At 35.5% G+C, this 18,652-nt stretch carries 24 protein-coding genes and 1 other RNA gene; 5 read left to right on the top strand and 20 right to left on the bottom strand.

Features of this window, described 5'->3' with window-relative positions:
- Window positions 1-235 precede the first annotated feature (235 nt).
- Genes CIGNP91_RS05745 through panB form a run of 7 tightly spaced genes read right to left on the bottom strand, consistent with a single transcriptional unit; the run spans window position 236 to window position 5,622 of the window.
- Complete coding sequence (locus CIGNP91_RS05745; RefSeq protein ID WP_086232481.1) at window positions 236-832, bottom strand: hypothetical protein; 597 nt, start codon at window positions 830-832, stop codon at window positions 236-238.
- Window positions 804-1,673 carry an MlaD family protein gene (locus CIGNP91_RS05750; RefSeq protein ID WP_086234257.1) on the bottom strand — a complete coding sequence of 290 codons (870 nt, stop codon included), beginning with the start codon at window positions 1,671-1,673 and terminating at the stop codon, window positions 804-806. The genes CIGNP91_RS05745 and CIGNP91_RS05750 overlap by 29 nt, the downstream gene beginning before the upstream one ends.
- A 3-nt stretch (window positions 1,674-1,676) precedes the next feature.
- Complete coding sequence (locus CIGNP91_RS05755) at window positions 1,677-2,402, bottom strand: ABC transporter ATP-binding protein (protein WP_086226642.1); 726 nt, start codon at window positions 2,400-2,402, stop codon at window positions 1,677-1,679.
- Entirely contained in the window at window positions 2,399-3,466 is a 1,068-nt protein-coding gene (locus CIGNP91_RS05760) for an MlaE family ABC transporter permease (protein WP_086253638.1), read from the bottom strand. Before CIGNP91_RS05760 ends, CIGNP91_RS05755 begins: the two co-directional genes overlap by 4 nt.
- 28 nt (window positions 3,467-3,494) lie before the next feature.
- Window positions 3,495-4,523, bottom strand: a complete 1,029-nt coding sequence (ruvB, locus tag CIGNP91_RS05765; protein ID WP_086253639.1) for a Holliday junction branch migration DNA helicase RuvB — start codon at window positions 4,521-4,523, stop codon at window positions 3,495-3,497.
- 9 nt (window positions 4,524-4,532) lie between these two features.
- Entirely contained in the window at window positions 4,533-4,844 is a 312-nt protein-coding gene (locus tag CIGNP91_RS05770; protein ID WP_086253640.1) for a rhodanese-like domain-containing protein, read from the bottom strand.
- On the bottom strand, window positions 4,828-5,622 hold the full coding sequence (panB, locus tag CIGNP91_RS05775; protein ID WP_086225162.1) for a 3-methyl-2-oxobutanoate hydroxymethyltransferase: 795 nt from the start codon (window positions 5,620-5,622) through the stop codon (window positions 4,828-4,830). The genes CIGNP91_RS05770 and panB overlap by 17 nt, the downstream gene beginning before the upstream one ends.
- Before the next feature lie 83 nt (window positions 5,623-5,705).
- Here panB and CIGNP91_RS05780 point away from each other — a divergent pair, with 83 nt between their 5' ends.
- From CIGNP91_RS05780 to CIGNP91_RS05800, 5 genes are all read left to right on the top strand, one after another.
- On the top strand, window positions 5,706-6,122 hold the full coding sequence (locus tag CIGNP91_RS05780) for a phosphorelay protein (RefSeq protein WP_086229779.1): 417 nt from the start codon (window positions 5,706-5,708) through the stop codon (window positions 6,120-6,122).
- A 39-nt stretch (window positions 6,123-6,161) separates the two neighbouring features.
- Window positions 6,162-6,521: a transfer-messenger RNA gene (ssrA, locus tag CIGNP91_RS05785) on the top strand.
- A 204-nt stretch (window positions 6,522-6,725) separates the two neighbouring features.
- Complete coding sequence (locus CIGNP91_RS05790; RefSeq protein ID WP_086253641.1) at window positions 6,726-7,886, top strand: tyrosine-type recombinase/integrase; 1,161 nt, start codon at window positions 6,726-6,728, stop codon at window positions 7,884-7,886.
- Window positions 7,887-8,007: 121 nt separating this feature from the next.
- Window positions 8,008-8,478, top strand: a complete 471-nt coding sequence (locus CIGNP91_RS05795) for a Panacea domain-containing protein (protein WP_086253642.1) — start codon at window positions 8,008-8,010, stop codon at window positions 8,476-8,478.
- Window positions 8,475-8,906: a hypothetical protein gene (locus CIGNP91_RS05800; protein WP_086226673.1), complete on the top strand. Its 432-nt coding sequence runs from the start codon at window positions 8,475-8,477 to the stop codon at window positions 8,904-8,906. Before CIGNP91_RS05795 ends, CIGNP91_RS05800 begins: the two co-directional genes overlap by 4 nt.
- A 13-nt stretch (window positions 8,907-8,919) precedes the next feature.
- Here CIGNP91_RS05800 and CIGNP91_RS05805 read toward each other — a convergent pair whose 3' ends face one another.
- The 13 genes from CIGNP91_RS05805 to CIGNP91_RS05860 all read right to left on the bottom strand — a co-directional run bounded on the left by CIGNP91_RS05805 (window position 8,920) and on the right by CIGNP91_RS05860 (window position 18,648).
- Window positions 8,920-9,390, bottom strand: a complete 471-nt coding sequence (locus CIGNP91_RS05805; protein WP_086253643.1) for a glycoside hydrolase family protein — start codon at window positions 9,388-9,390, stop codon at window positions 8,920-8,922.
- Between the two features lie 10 nt (window positions 9,391-9,400).
- Complete coding sequence (locus CIGNP91_RS05810) at window positions 9,401-9,841, bottom strand: hypothetical protein (RefSeq protein ID WP_086239249.1); 441 nt, start codon at window positions 9,839-9,841, stop codon at window positions 9,401-9,403.
- Window positions 9,828-9,968, bottom strand: a complete 141-nt coding sequence (locus tag CIGNP91_RS08535; RefSeq protein WP_180382843.1) for a hypothetical protein — start codon at window positions 9,966-9,968, stop codon at window positions 9,828-9,830. Before CIGNP91_RS08535 ends, CIGNP91_RS05810 begins: the two co-directional genes overlap by 14 nt.
- Entirely contained in the window at window positions 9,946-10,308 is a 363-nt protein-coding gene (locus CIGNP91_RS05815; RefSeq protein WP_086253644.1) for a hypothetical protein, read from the bottom strand. The genes CIGNP91_RS08535 and CIGNP91_RS05815 overlap by 23 nt, the downstream gene beginning before the upstream one ends.
- Window positions 10,305-12,656: a hypothetical protein gene (locus CIGNP91_RS05820; RefSeq protein WP_086253645.1), complete on the bottom strand. Its 2,352-nt coding sequence runs from the start codon at window positions 12,654-12,656 to the stop codon at window positions 10,305-10,307. The genes CIGNP91_RS05815 and CIGNP91_RS05820 overlap by 4 nt, the downstream gene beginning before the upstream one ends.
- A 133-nt stretch (window positions 12,657-12,789) precedes the next feature.
- Window positions 12,790-13,128, bottom strand: a complete 339-nt coding sequence (locus tag CIGNP91_RS05825) for a DUF1353 domain-containing protein (protein WP_086253646.1) — start codon at window positions 13,126-13,128, stop codon at window positions 12,790-12,792.
- 432 nt (window positions 13,129-13,560) lie between these two features.
- Entirely contained in the window at window positions 13,561-14,052 is a 492-nt protein-coding gene (locus tag CIGNP91_RS05830; protein WP_086253647.1) for a DUF4376 domain-containing protein, read from the bottom strand.
- An 11-nt stretch (window positions 14,053-14,063) separates the two neighbouring features.
- Window positions 14,064-15,632 (bottom strand): hypothetical protein, encoded by a 1,569-nt coding sequence (locus tag CIGNP91_RS05835; protein ID WP_086253648.1) that lies wholly within the window; start codon window positions 15,630-15,632, stop codon window positions 14,064-14,066.
- A 2-nt stretch (window positions 15,633-15,634) separates the two neighbouring features.
- The gene (locus tag CIGNP91_RS05840) at window positions 15,635-16,063 is read right to left on the bottom strand and encodes a hypothetical protein (protein ID WP_086226681.1); all 429 of its coding nucleotides are present in this window, start codon (window positions 16,061-16,063) and stop codon (window positions 15,635-15,637) included.
- A complete protein-coding gene (locus CIGNP91_RS05845; protein ID WP_086253649.1) occupies window positions 16,063-16,338 on the bottom strand; it encodes a hypothetical protein in 276 nt (91 codons plus the stop codon). The genes CIGNP91_RS05840 and CIGNP91_RS05845 overlap by 1 nt, the downstream gene beginning before the upstream one ends.
- Window positions 16,339-16,340: 2 nt before the next feature.
- Entirely contained in the window at window positions 16,341-16,862 is a 522-nt protein-coding gene (locus tag CIGNP91_RS05850) for a hypothetical protein (RefSeq protein WP_086253650.1), read from the bottom strand.
- Window positions 16,859-18,010 (bottom strand): hypothetical protein, encoded by a 1,152-nt coding sequence (locus CIGNP91_RS05855; RefSeq protein WP_086253651.1) that lies wholly within the window; start codon window positions 18,008-18,010, stop codon window positions 16,859-16,861. The genes CIGNP91_RS05850 and CIGNP91_RS05855 overlap by 4 nt, the downstream gene beginning before the upstream one ends.
- Complete coding sequence (locus CIGNP91_RS05860) at window positions 18,010-18,648, bottom strand: hypothetical protein (protein ID WP_086253652.1); 639 nt, start codon at window positions 18,646-18,648, stop codon at window positions 18,010-18,012. The genes CIGNP91_RS05855 and CIGNP91_RS05860 overlap by 1 nt, the downstream gene beginning before the upstream one ends.
- Between the last annotated feature and the right edge of the window lie 4 nt (window positions 18,649-18,652).

Consider the following 18,652-nt stretch of genomic DNA (forward strand, 5'->3'; position numbering starts at 1 on the left):
ATATTATAGATTTAGGCTAAGTGATTTTATAATTTTTAGAGTGGAATTTAGATTGGATTGGATGAGATATTAAAATATTATGGGGGTGTGATTAAATTTGTGGGTTTTGGGGGAGGTTAATGGGTTGACTATGGGATAAGAGTGAATTTGAGAGTTTTTGGTTTATAGATAATGTTAGGTTTTAGCATTGGATTCACCCTAGCAAGATTGGGTTGTGCTAGGGTGATCACAGCATTTATCTATACCTTAATGCTGCTTGATGAATTTGCCATAAAGCATTTTCTAGTGCCAAATTCATAGCATTCATTGCAATATTTTCACTACTCGTAGCATCATTTAAACCATCAAAACTTTTTTTAGCACTAATTATCTCATTTGATATTACTTTTCCATTTTGGCTTAGTTCTAGTGCAATCTGAATAAATGCATATCTTGGTTGAATACTCATTTCAGTAATATTTAATCCCATTTGCAAACTTGCATCACTGCTCAATTTTAAATGGCAATTGCTATTTAAATATAATACCAGTGCTTTTTTTAACATATCTTTGGGGCTAGCGATATATTTTGCATTATTCATTTTTGATACATTTATACCATCTTTTGTAATAATATCACGACTATTGTAACCATCTTGTACTTTGATATAGGCTAAATTTAGCATCAAATCAGCTCTTCTATCGCAAATTTGAGTTGCATTGCTATCGTTATTATATCCCAACTCATAATAGCTTAATTTTGGAGCATCCTTGGCTAAACATCCAGACATCAATACGCCAAAAATCACTGCTAAAATAGTGCTTTTAATCTCTACTTTTAAAGAAAAATTCATAAGGGTTATCCTCCAAATTATTTAAATTATTTTTTATTTGTTCTGCTAAATCATTTAGTTCATCTATGCTTTGCTGAACGGACTTAATAGTTGGCGCTAGCATAGTTTTAAAATCGATCTGGCCACTACTTATACGCTCATCGATATTGTTCCATGCAGTATTTATATCGCTAATACTCTTATCTAAATTAGCTGCGAGTCTATCTAGATTAGCACTCTTTAAATCTTGAGAAACAATATATAAATTATCGATAATTACATCGATTTTATCCAAATTCTTATCGCTTGCGATAACATTCATTAGCGAATTTATTTTATTGATTGAATTTAGCAATTTATCTAAATTTTCTTGCCTTAAGGCTTCATCGATTTTGCTAGCAATTTTATCTAAACTTACAGTTAAATTTGCCGTTCTTGAGCCTATTTTATCCAATAAACCCTCACCTAAGCTAATTTGAGCTCTTTCATTTTTATTAAAAATTCTAGCCGTATCGCTACCTTTAGTAATATTTATATAAGCAATTCCACTAATACCTGAGCGTTCTACAATAGCTTGACTATCAGTTTTAATAGGCAAATTATCATCTATACTAAGCCAAATCTCAATCGTTGCTGAGTGTGGATCGCTAAAATATATATCTCTTATATGCCCTACTGGCACACCTATAAATCGTACCTCGCCATCTTTTTTAATCCCATTTGGCAGCTCTTTTGTAACTATATAATAATCCCTTGTTTCCTTGCTATTATATCCTTGCATAAATAATAAAAATATTCCAATAAACCCTACAACTAAGCAAAAAAATAGTCCAGCTATAAAATATGAATTTTTATTTTCCATCTCCTACCTCATCAAAAATAGATCTTTTAGGGGATTATCTTTAAATGCTAAAGCCTGTTTTAAATCCCCTTCAAAAGCGATTTTTTTATTATCAACTATCAAAAACCTATCCAAAATATTAAATATACTATCCACATCGTGAGTCACCATTACTACAGTAATACCTAAGCTATCACGCAGCTCACATACTAGTCTATCCATTGCTCTAGCACTGATAGGATCTAGACCGGAATTTGGCTCATCTAAAAATAAAACTTTAGGACTAAGTGCTAAAGCACGAGCTAAAGCTACTCTTTTTTTCATTCCACCGCTTAACTCGCTAGGATATAGACTCATTGCGTTTGGCTTAAGACCAACTTTTATTAACCACATTTTAGCAATCTCATCAATGTCGCTTGAGTCAAATTTGCTATACTCTTTTAACATAATTGCAATATTATCTAATACGCTCATATTGCTAAAAAGTGCACCAAACTGGAACATAACACCCATTTGCAGCTTAATATTTTGTTGTTCTTCTTGTGTGGCTCTCCAGATATCAACGCCGCCAATTTTTACACTACCACTAGCTGGTTTTTTTAAAAATATCATAGTTTTAAGTAGTGTAGTTTTACCACTTCCAGATCCACCTAAAAGGCCGTAAATTTCACCGCTTTTTATATGAAAATTTGCTCCTTCATGTATTACTTTGCCACCATATGTAGTTACTATATCTTTACAAACTATCATATTTTAAGCTCTGTATAAATCACTGAAAATAACGCATCTAAAGCAATAATCCAAAATATCGCATTTACCACGCTTTTAGTAGTTAGCTCACCTACGCTACTAGTACTCCCACTAACTTCAAATCCTCTCATACACCCAATCAGCCCTATCATTGCACCAAAAAATGGCGTCTTAAGCATTCCAACAAAAAAATGCCGTAATTCTACACTCTCTTTAAATCTTTGTAAATACTCATAAAAGCTAAAATCTAAATAAATTTTACATACAATCATCTGAGCAAAAATACTAATAGCATTAGCCAAAAATACTACTAGTGGTACTGCAATTATCAGTGCCATAATCCTAGGCATAACAATAAATTTAAATGGATCAAAGCCCATTGTATTCATCGCTTCAATCTCCTCAGTTATTTTCATAACTCCAATTTGCGCTGTATAGCTAGATGCAGAGCGTCCAGCAATCACAATCGCAGCAATAAGCGGCCCAACCTCACGCAGCGTCATAATACCCATAATATCAACTACATAAATACTAGCTCCAAACTGGCTAAGCATACTTGCCCCTTGATAGGCCAACACTACTCCAATTAAAAAACTTGTAAGCCCTACAATTCCTATAGCCCCAAAACCAGCGCTAACTATATGATTAGATAATTCAGCAAACCGAATTTTAGTAGGTTTTTTAATCCCATCTAAAAGTGAAAATAAAAACTTACCCAAAAATATACAAAAATTAATAATATTTAGCCGTATATCAATAAATATTTTGCCAATTTTCTCAAGTGAATTTATACTGCTTGGTTTATAAATTTTTAGCCCTAAAATATCATTATCACGTACTAAAGCAAAGATTTTATCAAATTTATCATTTGAATTAATCAGCTTAAAATCTCCAAAATTTTTTGAGATAAAAATTGCCATCGCATAATCAATATGCTCTAAATTTTCTAAATCTAGCTTATCTATTTTTAGTTTTTTTAACTCTTTTAGTTGGGATTTTGGTGCTTTATAATCCCAAATTCCAACAAGCTTAAGAGTGGTTTTATCTAATTTAAATTTCCCCATTTTAATTGCTTTAAACTCTTAAATCAACCTACTGATCAAAAAGCCCTTTTTCAGACTCACTCATTATATGTACTGGTGGTTTTTTACCAAACATTTTATAAGTTTGATCGCTTAGAATTCTGCCTTTAGCTGTCCTTTGGATATATCCATTACTTAGTAGATACGGCTCTATAACATCCTCTATAGTCCCCTCATCTTCGCTTAATGCTGCAGCTATAGTAGAAAGCCCAAGCGCACGAGTAGAATAAGCTAAAATATTTAGATATTTTAGATCCATCTCATCAAATCCAAGCTCATTTACCCCTAAGCTATCAAGCGCTATTTTAGCTCTTTCGTGGCTAATTTTGCTCTCATCAGCAACTTCAGCAAAATCACGAATTCGCCTAAGCAACCTAAGAGCGATTCTAGGCGTCCCACGACTACGCCTTGCTATCTCTAAACTAGCCTCTTTGCTAGCCAATTTACCTAGTTTATTAGCCGCTAAAGAGATGATTTGAGCTAACTCATCAGCGTTATAAAATTGTAATCTAAATTGCATCCCAAAGCGATCACGAAGTGGAGCTGAGATCATCCCTGCTCTAGTCGTAGCGCCTATTAGCGTAAATTTAGGTATATCGATCTTAATAGTTTGAGCCGCTGGCCCACTACCTATGATAATATCCAAGCGAAAATCCTCCATAGCCGAGTAAAGCACCTCTTCAATAGCTGGGCTTAGGCGGTGAATTTCATCTATAAATAGCACATCACCTTCTTCTAAATTTGTCAAAATAGCTGCTAAATCTCCACTTTTTTCTATCATTGGCGCTGATGTTATCTTGATATTTGCGTTCATCTTAGAAGCAATTATATGAGCTAAAGTTGTCTTGCCAAGTCCTGGTGGCCCATAAAACAAGGCGTGATCTAGGCACTCACCACGCTTTTTAGCCGCTGCGATAAAAACCTCTAAATTCGCCTTAATCTTATCTTGACCAATATACTCATCAAAATTTAAAGGCCTTAAGCTCACTTCATATTCAGCATCAAAGCTAACTCTCTCAATCTCTACAATCCTATCCAAATCCTAGTCCTACAAATCAAATTTATCAAATTTCGCACCCATTTTTTCATAATAATACGCCCCGCCCCTAATCTCCTTAACTGCCTTAAATCCATGCTTTTGCAAGAGCTTTAAAGCCTCTTTAGAGCGAGTTGCCGTAGCGCACATTAGATAGAATTCATCATCTTTTTTAAAAATATTCTCTACAGAGCTTACAAATAGCGGATTTACCTTGCCACTTAAATTCGCATAAGTTATCAAATGCGACCCCTCTAAAATCCCAAATTCCAGCCACTCGCTAGGCAACCTGATATCTACTATTTTGTTATTTGGTATATTCATATTGACTACTTGGGAATTTAATATTTCTTACTTCATCAGCGTAATTTTTCATCGCTTCACGAATCAAATTCGCCCCATCCATATATCTTTTAACAAATTTAGGCCTAAACTCATCATAAAACCCAAACGCATCACTCCACACAAGCACCTGCCCATCACAGCTAGCACCAGCCCCAATCCCGATAGTAGGCACTTTAAGAGCTTTTGTTATCTCTTTGGCTAGATCACTTGGGACGCCTTCTATTAAGACCATTTTCGCCCCAGCAGACTCTAAGGCCAAAGCATCTTCAAGGATGGATTTTGCCTCTTTATCATCCTTGCCAGCGACTCTATATCCCCCTTCTTGGCGTGAGAGTTGAGGCTTTAAACCTATGTGAGCGATCACAGCGATTCCATTTTGATCTAGTAATTTTATTGTAGGCGCTATCTCTTTTGAGCCTTCTATTTTCACAGCATCACAAAGAGTATTTTTGTAAATTTTCACAGCATTTTTCAAACTAATTTCTGGCGTTATAGTAGAGCCAAAAGGCATATCCACCACCAAAAAAGCCCTTTTAGCACCCCTTTGAACGGCTCTTGCGTGATATATCATCTCATCAACACTTATCCCTAAGGTCTCATTAGCACCGCCAAAACTCATATTTAAGCTATCGCCTACTAAAATCATATCAGCATAATCATCAAAAAGCCGAGCAAACAAAGCATCATAGGCTGTTATCATAACGATTTTTTCTCTATTTTTCTTAGCGATTAAATCAGTGATTTTTATTTTTTTCACGCTTTTCCTTTAATTTTTTGAAATATTTTACTAAATTTAACCTAAATTTTGTTACAATTTGGCAAAAAATCAAAGAGTAAATGATGGGTTTATTAAAAGAGCTAGAAGCAGATTACGATCTAGACATTATCGAGGACTATTTAACACACTTTGGCGTGATGAATGGATTACTCGATAAGCTCATTGTAAATTTGGGTAGGAATGATAAATTTGATGCTAGTAGCTATGAGCTTAATAGAATTTTTCACAATATCAAAACTGCAAGCCAATACTTAGAACTAACCCCAGTAGTCAAACTAACTACGCTGGCTGAAGATATCACAGCAAAACTAAAATCTAAGCGTGGAACAGGCGCGACTGCTTCAAATGAGCTTATTGACTGGCTACTTTTAGTAGCTGATCAGATGCAAGGCTATTTAGATGATATAGAAAATGACGAGATATATTTAAGAATTCTAAATCCCAAAATCATCGCTATCCCTAATGAGATATTTAATTAAATTTTAAGACAAATTTGAGTATTATAATTGCCTTTTTATGGGGGTGACTTGGCTTCGACAGGAGTAGTGAGGTCACGGTGGCATGCAGCTTTGGGCATAGCTTAAAAAGCCTAAATAAAATTAAACGCAAACAACGTTAAATTCGCTCCTGCTTACGCTAAAGCTGCGTAAGTTCAGTTGAGCCTTGCTATTTGGCGATACTATCTAGCTAAATCAGCGAGTAATCTTAGATAGTGTAGCTTTGCTATTTGACGAGTAGTAAGGTGAAATTTAGTCTTAGCTTGGCTAGTTGTTTTGGGAAGTGAGCACGGCTGGGTGAAATTTTCACTTCTGCTAAGCATGTAGAGGCTGTGGGTTTGTTATTTTTGGACTGCGGTTCGATCCCGCACACCTCCACCATTTTTATTTTTTTATCCCTTTTTATTTATTTTCGTTTATTTTTACAAAACCCCTATTTATCGGGATTTAACACATTTTTTTATACTCTTTTTAATTAGTTTTATTTTATTTTGTTTAACTATTTTTAATAAACTTTACTTACAACTTTACTTACAATTGCTCAAAATCTACAAAATTGTAAGTAAATTTATTTTGGAGTAAAAAATGCATAAAAAGCCAATGACAGATAAAGAGCTAAAATCACTAAAGCCAACAGATAAGATATATCGCAAAAGCTGTAGCTACTGCGGATTGATGGTTAGAGTTATGCCAAGTGGAAATAAATATTTTGAATTTGAAAATAAAGCTAATAAAATACGCCTAGCTATAGGCGAGTATGGGGATATTAGCCTAAATAGGGCAAAAGAGATAGCATTTGATATGCTAAGTCGCTTAAAATCTGGCGAGAGCTTAAAAAATAGTGGCGTTACATTTGGGGATTTGGCTGATAGATTACTAGAGATTAAGAGTGCCACGCTAGCGCCAAGTAGTATAAAGCGTGATAGAATTTTGCTACAAAAGCCTAAAAAACTGCTAAATATGGATATAAGTAAGATAACAACGCTTGATATAATAGAGGCTATAAAAGAGTTTGAAAATGGCTCTGATACGCCAAAAAGGCTCTTTAACCTAATCTCTCAAGTCTATAAATCCGCTAATCACATCACAAGAAATATCACAACTGATATAAACTATAAATATACATTTAAATCAGTTAGTAAGCAAAACTACCCTACTCTAACAAAAGATAGAGATATAAAAGCTTTGATGATAGCTATAGATGAGTATAATGGATATATAGCGACTAAATACGCTCTAAAATTAGCAATTTATAGCGCAGTGCGGCCATTTAACGCTAGGTCTGCTCACTGGGATGAGATAGATTTAAAGAATAAAATTTGGACAATACCAGCTAATAAAATGAAGATGAAGCGTGAATTTGAGCTGCCATTAAGCACAAGTTTGGTAAGAATTTTAAACGAATATAAAGAGCTTCAAGGCTGGGGCGGATATCTATTTAAGAGTTTAAAAAGCGATCTAAGACCATTAAGCGAAAATACGCTAAATACCGCTTTAAGGCGTATGGGATACACTAAAGATGAGCTTGTCTCTCACGGATTTAGAGCTATGTTTAGCACATTAGCTCACGAAAATTTAGAAGCACATAAACAAAGTAGCGAAATAATAGAGCGTTGCCTAGCCCATCAAGATAAAAATAGCGTAAGAGCAGTATATAACCGCTCAAAGCAGATAGAGTATATGCGTAAAGTTATGCAGTGGTGGGGAGAGTATTTAGATAGGCTTTTATTAGATAAAAATAACTAATAAAGCCTAGGTTCAAATTTACCTAAAATTAAGCCATTTTATATTTTTTGTGCGGTTTAAGCTAATAAAAGCAAATTTAAAGCTTATTTTTGATAAATTTTAAGTATTAAGGAGAATAGAGATGACAACTATATCAGCCATAGATACCGCTAAATTAGCTTTAGCTTTATTAAAAAACAGTGATGATGAGTTTATAGAATATACAAGTAGATTAAAGCTTTTAAAGTTGCTTTATTATATTCAAGGCTACCATTTGGCTATGTTTAACGCACCTTTATTTAAGGATAAAATAGAAGCGTGGCTACACGGACCGGTTGTGCCATCGGTTTATAGATGGGCGAAAAATCTAACTGATGAAAAACTACAAGATGAAGCGATGAATGATGAGCAAATAGGTGCCCTTAATCTTCATCCACAGCAAACTGAGCTAATAAGCGAAGTATTAAAGATTTACAATAAATATTCAGCCTATGGATTAAGAGATAAAACGCACACGGAAATGCCGTGGCTTAGTGTATATGAAAAAGGTCAAAATAATGAAATCACGACTGAGAGCTTAAAAAGCTTTTTTACACCACTGGTTGAAAAATGAGAATAAAAGAGACCACTAACAAAAATTATAATACAAATTTAAAAGAGAATAACCCTAAAAACCTTGATATTAGCTTTACAAGGATTATAGATGATTGTAAATTTGGCTTACCTACTAGCTCATCATATATTTTCAAAGAGAACTTAAAGGTTCAAAAAATAGTAAGAACTCTTATGTATATAAGAGAGAACAAACCACACGAGCTTATCCACACCAAAAAAGAACAATCTATCGGTGGTTGCGAAAAGTGCGACATTGATAAATGGAGATGGAGTAATGACAAAATTAAGCATTTTTTTACCAAACAAGACTCACAAATTTTTATAATTAGAGCTGGAGATAGCAGGATATTTGGCACTATTGATAATAATTGCTTTTATATCCACGCTATAGAATACAACTTAGGCGATATATATCAGCACTCATAAAAAGCTTTTATAGTCATCCCCTAGCCCTTTCTAATCTCTTAATAAGATTATTAGCTCTCCTTGGGGTTTGCTTAGCCCATTTAGAGTTTTTGATATTCTCTATAGCCTTAGGATAATCTAAAAGCTTTAGATACTTTTGCGTATTTACAAAGCTACCAAAGCCTTTGATACCAAGCTGATAAATCATATCGTAAATTCCTATTTTTACCACTTCAGGAAGATTATCTATCCAGCTATAAACTTCATCTACACTTTTTATAAGCTTTTTAACTTTACGATTTAAAATTTGAGTAGCTACTTCTTCGCTCATTGGCTCTATAACACCATCATTTAGAGCTATTTCATCTTTAGTTAGATAGGCCACATTAAACCCATAGCCTATAGTATCCACTCCCTCTGAGCATTGATATATACTCGCTCTAAAACCTTCTTCTCTTTTAAGCTCATTTATAAGCTCATTTAATCCATCTTTACTTAAACTCATCTTACCCTCCTTAATCTCTTAGTTTTATGTTATTCTCTTGTCTTCTAGCTGCACTAGCTGCCCTGATATTTTGTAAAATAGATTGAGTATCTCTAGTGCTGTTTTTCACTTCGATTAAATCATTTTCTATCTTATCAAGCTTAGTATTTGCTAATTGCTCTAGCATTCTAATCATAGCTAATTGGTTGGTAGAGTTGCTCTCGCTTACTAAATGTTGCTTTTGCAATTCTGTTACAATAGCTTCTTTGCTAGATTTTATCTCACTTATAGCTGCATCTATCTTATCGCCTACTAGGTCTAATTGCTGTCTATTTAGTTTGCTCTCTCTTAAATCTTGAATTCTACCTTCATAGAGCGTTTTAGATGTCTTAAAAAGAAGAAACACACCAGCTGTCAAAAGAGCGATGATACCACCGCTCTCAACCATTTTTAAAACTTCATTTTCCATCATTTAACGCTTCCATTCCATAGTTTAACTCCATAATATATAGATATAGCTCCCATACCATATCACTAGCCTCTTTTTGGCTCTTAGCCCTTTTGCTAAAGTCAGGCTTACTTGGCTGATATAGGCTCATTGGTATATGAGCTTTTGGCGTTGCTTGTGGTTCTGTTATTCTCACGCTCCCACAACCGCTCATAAACAGCATTAATAGCATCAATACAGCTATTTGTATTACTTGAACGCTCCTTGACATACACTCTTTCTACCTCCTTTTTGCTTTTTAATTCACTTAGGGTCTCTAGCCCCTTAGCAAATTCGCTATTTAGCTTAGATATTTCAGCTTCCCACCTTTCATTAGCATTAATAGCCATCTTATTTATAGTGTGTTGCTCTTTTAGCTCATCTTGTAAGCTACCATTTTGCCACCATAGTAGGGCTAAGATTAGCCCCATAATACCATAGCCCCAAATCACTGCGTGGCCTCTTTTGGTACTCTAAACTTAACATTAGCTAGGTCGTGCGTCTCATAGTCATAGCTCCCACCAGCATACATTACAGTTGATACCACAGCATCATCTATTAAGATATCATACCCAGTAGCCTTTCCGTGTCCATATGGGCTTTGGATATACTGCACCTTAGCTGGGACAAAGCTACACTCAAATTCTAAATGGACAACCCCACTACCTGTGAGATACTCATTATTATACCCACCAGCAGCTGTATAGAACATCATCTTTTCAAATAGATAATTTCCACCATATTGAGGCGATATTCTCTTAGCTATTACCTTATACTCATTAGCAGCTTTATAGTCATAATCAGCTGGGATAGTATTAGCTACTTCAGTTTTTTCACTCTCATTTTTAGTTAGGATAAATGTAGCTACATTATCGCCACTAGTTACTTGAACATATTTAGGATATAGCCTAGCACCCTCAGGGTTGAAAAACTCAACATTAGTTATACCAGTACCATAGCTATCAGTATGTATTGCTATACCTTTTAGAGTGAATTTAAATGGCTTATCACCACTTACTTCTCCTATTAAGTCTAATAATTTACCTATAGTATAGTTAGGCTCATACTGTGATGGTACTATATTCCAAGCCTTAGCTAACTCTACATACTTATCACCATTTAGATTTAAGTTCATCTTATTAAAGTCTAATGATATAACCCTACTCTTATCGCCTTCATTAGCTGCTAGCTCCTCAGAGTAAAGCTCCCCAGCACTAACTACAAAGCTAGATTTAGTAATCAAATGCGTATTATTAGCATATCCTGTTCTTATCTCTAGCTTAGCTGGGGTAAAATCTTTAATAGTTATAGTTACTTCATCTTTATTTGCAGCACTACCAGCACTACACCAGCCACTACTACTGCTAAATCTAGCACCTATTCTATACGCATTAAAGGCACTAAATGCTGATGTTGCCTTTATATCCACTTCTATCTCATCTTCGCCCTTGCTCCACTCACTACTTGTAGCACTCACACCACTTAGCTCAGGGATTACTCCATCATCTTTGGCTTTATAGACTAGCTTAGCACTAGTTAGTGAGCTATCGGTATAGCTATGCATTACATATTGCTTACCATCGCTACCATAAAGCTTTAGCTCACTTAGTGTTGCATAGCTATCATTTATACACTCTTTAATCTTTATCTTAACTACTGTATCACCACTGCGTTCTTTTAGGCTATAGTCTGAGTATATAGCAAGGCTTTTTGGCAAGCTAGCCCCACTAGAGCTATAGTTTAGCATCGCAGCTACTTGAGCGTATGTAGCTCCTTGCATATTTGAGGCTAGATTTGCTACTACGCTACTTAGATTAGTGATGGTTTCATTGGAGGTTATAGCTGTTTGTAGCTCATTGGCATCTAGTGAGCCACCACCTGTAGGAATGCTAGTAATAGCCTCTTGCAATTCCTCTTTAGTAGCTAGATTAGCTAATTCTGCTTTAGTAGCTAAGCTCTCTAGCTCTGAGATATTAGCTTTAGTATTTAATTCTTCTTTGGTTGCTAGATTATTTAGCTCATCTTTTGTAGCTAGATTTGCTAATTCTGAGTTATTAGCTTTAGCCCCTAGCTCATCTTTAGTAGCAAATGTAGCCTTATCAGTAGTATATGTAGAGCTATCTAGCTTAGAATTTACTTCATCTTTAGTAGCTAGATTAGCTAAAGCCTCCTCTCTTACATATCCATCTAAATTAACACTGCTACTAGAGATTGTAGCTACCTTCTCATCTACTTCACTTTTAGTATATACTAAGGTACTTAGCTCATCTTTAGTAGTATATTGGGCTAACTCTGAGCTATTAGCCTTAGTCCCTAGCTCATCTTTAGTAGCAAATGTAGCCTTATCAGTAGTATATGTAGAACTATCTAGCTTAGCATTTACTTCATCTTTAGTAGCTAGATTAGTTAAAGCCTCATCTACTTCATCTTTGCTATATACTTCGGCTCTATCTACTTTATTAATGAGTGCTTGAGAGATTAGGGTTTGGATTTGCTGCTGGCTCATACCACTACCATTTAACTCTACTGACCCACCAGCTACAACGCCTTTTAGCATATCCTTTGTAGCGTAGTTATTCTCTAGTACATTTGTATCTAATCTTAGCATAGCCTTTAGAGCATCATCAACTACCCAAAAGGTCTCCTTAGTTTTAGTATTAAATACTTCAGCGATATATGTTTTTTCTATATCTGCGTTATGTTTATCATTTAATACCTTAATTACAGAGTTTATTAGATTTTCTTTGCTCATTTGTAAATCACGGTCATTTATGACTACTAATACTCTTTGTGTTATCATTATTACCTCCTAATTATTTTTATGTTCTTTTAACGGGGCAACAAGTCGCCCCTAAAGAACCAAACAAAATTTTCGCAATATGAAAACAACCTTAAATGGTTGTTTTGTGGCGAAAATTTGGAATGTGACCATTCTACCTATTTTTAAACACTTTAAATCTATGATACCACTTCACCCAAAAGTAAAATAGCTTAGCTTTCCATTTAGCCACACCTATATCAATCATAGCGTCATAGAAGTATCTATCAGCCATCTCATACCCATACTCACTCACATTAGCACACATATAGTCGTGTATCACCACAGCACTAAGGTATTCAGGCGAATTTGGTGGGAAAAGGCTCCAAAAAAGCCTAGGGATATTAGCCCCATTAGTTACAAAGCCTTTAGGAATATAAACCCCTTGATATGAAAAAGTATTATATACTCTGAATTTATCTTTATCTATTGGCTGGACTACTGCTCTATTCATTTAACCTCCTTTATAATTATTTAAACTGATTTTTTATACAATTAGCAAAAGGTAAAAATATGGCTGAATTAGATAAACTACTTTTGACTTCGCAGCTGAGCAAAGCCCAGCTTTGCGATGAAGGGCTACGCCCTTTCAAAACCCCTAAAGCCCCATAAATGGGGTACCCCGCTTGCGGGGCTTTAGTGCGGGGTCAAGCCGATGGGGCTTGTCGCAAAGACGGACTTCGTTCGTCTGCGAAGTCAAAATAGAAGCTAATCCTAATTAGCTGCTTAATACCTTTATTGCTAATCTTATTTATCATAGTTTGCCTAAAGATAAAACAAAAGCAAAAAGATATAAAGGATACCAAATGATACCCATCATAACTGCTTCTATCTTAATCATCAGCACCATAATATTCCTATACTTTTTAGTAACACTCACTAAGGCTTAATCCACCCACTCTATAGCTTTTATCTCATCAATGTTAGTAGCGTTATTTACAGCAGTTCTTAGCTGGTCGTGCTTAAATAATATCATCTCAGTATGAGTTGCCACAGCTACACCAAAAGCCATAAATTCTTCCTTGCTAAAGCTTACTACCTTATTATCTTTAGTAATCCAGTTTATAGCCCCAGTATCTTGCCCACTAGAGGCAGCTAGTAGAATTTGGCTTATTTTACCACTTATATTTATCTTGCTATCGCTATCTATTTGATACTCATTGCCACCATAATTTAGCGTTAAAAGCTTTGTAGCCTTAATACTTGAGAGTTCATCTAATTTATTACTTTTAGCTATTTCTAAATCATTACGACCTAAAGCTTGTAACTCGGTATCAGTTTCATTTATTTGCCAACCATTTGAGTGGTTATTATTTACAATAAACTCTATTCTTTCTTCATCAGTGTAAGGTTTTTTTAAAACTGCTTTAATTTCCATTTTTATCTCCTTTATGCAATATACCCGCAAGTTTTCCAGTTTCGGCAAGTTGCAGTATTATTTTTTTGAGTATTCATTTTAAAAGAATTAGTTGTAACATCTGTAATTGTCTCATCAGATGCCCACCATGCCTCCCATTTACCACCCATATGTGATGTGTATATACAATATTTAGTATCTTTATAAGGCTTTAACAAAGTAACAGTGTCATGGCGAATAGTTGTATTAGGTGCAAAACCACCTTGCTCACACCATTTATCACTCCAAACTCTATACCACGACCCAGTAGAAGTATTATTATATGTTTCTATAATATATGCTTTAGCTTTTTTATCTACATAATCTTTAGTGACTAAATGATTAGCTGCTGTAGGTGCTACAGTTGATATAGGAGCTTTATTATTAAAGGTTACTTGACCAGTGTTAAAGGTTACATTCCCACTGCTAGTTATAGCCCCTGTAGCAGTTACTGCACCTTTTAGCTGCGTAGCTCCATTTATGACTGTAGCTGCTAGTGTCGTAGTTCCACTTAGGGTTTTATTACCAGCAATTGTCTGATTACCAGTTAAATTAACCGTAGCATTAGCATTGGCTTTGGTGTTAAGTTGGGCTAAATTAACTGCGTGAGTATTATCTGTAGCATTTGGTACTATTATAGGACTGCTAAAAGTTTTAATTCCAGCTATAGTTTGATTGCCAGTTAGAGCCACTATAGCACCCCAATTTGCTTTGGTATTTAGTTGAGCCAAATTAACTGCGTGAGTATTTGCTGTAGCGTTTGGCACTACTACAGGGCTAGAAAAAGTTTTAACCCCAGCAACTGTTTGATTACCAGTTAAAGTTACTACGGCATTAGCATTAGCCTTAGTATTTATACTCCTAGTTAGCGTAGTATTTATCCCATCTACATAAGCCTTAGTAGCTAGCTCAGGGCTTTTTATAGCCTCTTGCTGAGTTTGCTTGTTTTTGGCTTGTTCTTTTAGCAAAGGTATCTGTCTTTTAATCTCATTTATCTGCCCCTCTAGTGTAGATATCTGCCTATTTTTAGCAGCTAGGTCTGCTTCTCTTTGAGCCTTTGAAGCTTCTAGTACTGTAGTGCTTCTACCCTCAGCCCTAGCCTGTGCTATTAAAGAATTTAGGTCTGCTATCTCTTGTTCTATAGTAGCCTTTTGTTGTTTTAGGTTTCTTAGCTCTTTTTCTTTTGGTGGTAGCTGTGCTTCCTTAGCTCTTATATCAGCTTCTATAGCTTCTACCTCTTTTAGCAAAGCCTCTTTAGCTGGGTCTAGAGGTATCTTAGCATCTACTGCATCTATCATAGCCTTTATATCAGCACTGCTATAGTGTGAGCTAGCTACTGCATTACTCTTTAGCCCATACTCTACTCTTAGCTTTTCATTGATTACAATGTATTGGTCTCCAGCGTTATCCCCATTATCATATGCGTGTATTACGCTACATATATAGTCATTTGCTGGGTCTTTAGCTTCGTACTTTCTTATTTGGGCCAGTGCCTCAGCTACTATATCATCTTTACTCTTAGCACTGCTAAGAATTAGTTTTTCAAATTTTCTAGTTCCCATATCTACTCCACTATCTCAATATTATCAAACACAGTTGCTTTACTTACTTCATCTAATATAAACTGCTTAGTCTCTTCTACTTTATCTAAAGTATTAGAGACAACCTCTTGAAGTCTCTCATTTAGCTTAGCAAAGTTATCATACTCCACACCACCTATTAAAAATCTAGATGGATTAGCACTTAATGAGCTTATTAGTGCGTTATGCACCTCTTTACCTATCCTACTAGCCTCTTGCCAGTGAGCTGCTACTGCATCTATCCTTAGTGTTAGCTCTTCAAGCTTTGCTGGTACTGATATGCTTAGATATCTTATTAGCTCATCTAGTTTATCATCACAGCAATTAGTAGTAGTTGGTTGATTTTGCGTAGGGGTTAGCCCTATACCACCACCAGCTAAGGCTGGGTCTATTATCATTACACTATTTGGCATTATTCATCCTTTCCTATAAAGCTACTTAGATACATTATCTTATTATTAGCTTTTAGATTTTCTATAGTATTAGCATCATTCTTGGCTATATCTTCTAAGACTAAGCATATCACGCCACTATTTTTTAGCACTACTAGCTCACCCTCATATCCCCAAAATATGCTACTTTTATCCTCTAAAATCGGAGGCAAGCTCACAACCCCACGACGCAGCTTCCCACCGATAATCTCGCCATTTATCTCGCCACGGCTTATATCATAACTCTTTGGTCTCATTCTCACTCCTGCTTAGTTACTATCATTACAAACTCTAGCTCATTAGCTACTGCTTTATTAAACCTTACTACACTACCATCATCGCTTAGGGTATAATCCTTACCAAAAACAGCAGTATAAACCCCATCAAAGATAATGCAAAGCTCTTTAAAGCTATTTACACTCATACCATTTAAGCTAAACTCGCTCTTAACCCCATCACCTACGCAGGCTATATACTCAGTAGTTAAGACACCTTTAGCTACATAGCTTTCATTTATTACTCCTACATTCACACCTATACCAGCATCAGCTGATACTCTTAGCTTTTGACCATTTCTTACAAATATCTTAGTGTTATACCCTTTAAACCCTTCAAGCGTTGCGTGATACAAAGTCGCCTTTAATGTGCCTAGCTCATCTAGTACTTCTATCGTAACTGCTTTTGGACTGGCTAAGGCGTTATATAGCCCTATGCTTACTACTGCATTGCTATTAAAGCTAACGGTCTTATCTCCACTAAAACTATATCCATCTAATTTCACAATACAACTCCTAATAAGTTAGCAAATTCACTATTTTTAATCATCTTATGAGCTTCTAGAGTTAATTCATCTAGCTCTTTTAGTTTAGTTGCAGCTGCTGCGTTACTAGCCTCTAGTAGTATGTTTAGCTCATCTAATCTATTTTGAGTTTGTTCTTTAATCTCTTTAGTCTCATCTTGCAAGGCTACTAGCTTTGGAATTTGGCGTTCATATCTAAGCCCTATAGCCTTAGCTGCCCCTGTAGCTATACTAAGCCCTAGTAACTCACTAGCTACCTTAGCCCTACCTAAGGCACTCTCACCACGCACAAGGTATAGCTCATCACATAGCTCATCACCTTTTAGCTCATTTATCAAATCTCTAGCTATAGTGCTACGCTCATCTAGCTCCATTTTATGGATATTAGCACTCTTAAACTCTCTAGCAAAGTAATCACTAGCCCTACCTAGCTCACTCTCCACTAGATTTAATACTTCTTCTTTTTTACTAGCTATCTCGTGTCTAGCTCTAGTAGCCTCTAGCTTTAGCTCATCAGATTTTTTAATCAAATGCTCACCAGCACTACTTAGCCTATCCTCTACTATATCAGCAAAATCTAAAATACCATACTTTAGCTCCTCAAGCTTTGCTGATATCGCCCCACTAAGCTGCCTTATCTCTTCAACCTTATGGTTATACTCAGCCCTTTTTAGTAGCTCGTCCATAGCCCTAACTAAAAACTCTTTATCAGATAATATTAGGCTTTGGATTATCTCATCAACTCTAACCCCATTACTTTGCTTTATCTGCTCTAAAGCATCAATGAGCTCAGATAGGTTCCTAGCTTTAGCTACTAGCTCTAGCTTTATCTGCTGAGCCTCTGTTTTTATCTGCTCAGTTTGAGATTTGATTTGCTGGGTTTGAGTTTTTATCTGCTCAGTCTGAGTTTTAATTTGCTCAGTTTGAGTTTTGATAGTATTAGTCTCTGTTTTTATCTGCTGGGTTTGAGTTTTGATTTGCTGGGCTGCGTCTTTATTAGCTTGTACTTCACTTTTAGCGCTTTGTATCTCACGCTTTATATTTTGGCTAAGATTATGAGTATCTAGCACGCTATCATATCTATCTAAAATCTCTTGACAAATTTGTGTAAATGCTTTTTGAATTGCCATTATCTTAACCTTTCACTCATCACTCTATCTAAATCTTTGATATCTGCTCTTTGGCTAGAAGTTACGCCATTTTGATAGTCTATAAAGTGCTGTATAAACTTCTCTACACTAAGCCCTCTAATCTTGCTATTATCACTTAGATAAAAATCCAGCTCACTCAAAAACGCTTCATCCCACGCATAATAAGCGTTTAAAGCCTTTGTTACTACATATGGCTTAGCATATCCCCACCTGCTTAAAGCTTTTTGTAAATCATTAACCTCATACCCATCATAAATGGTGGCTTGATAAGCCATCATCGCTTTTCTAGCTAAAGATATAAAATAGCTTTGATTTTGTGCTACTGCACTAACGCTAAAGCAAAATAGATATAATAAAGCTGAGTTTAAATTCTCATCATCATAGCCAAAGCTATCATCATAAATCTTAAATTTGCGTATAAAATAATACTCATCAATATGACGATACACCTCAAAAAATCTCTTATCGCACTCCACTAACTCCAGTGGCTCTATCTCATCACTGATTGTAGCAGCCGCCCTATATATCAGACTATCTATTAAATCACTACTTGCAGGCGGCGGATGATCACCCTTTAAGGCAAATTCCGCCCTTTTGATAAACTCCGCCTTTGTCATTTTT

It is taken from the genome of Campylobacter sp. P091, from assembly GCF_002138935.1.
In the GTDB taxonomy this organism is placed as follows: domain Bacteria; phylum Campylobacterota; class Campylobacteria; order Campylobacterales; family Campylobacteraceae; genus Campylobacter; species Campylobacter devanensis.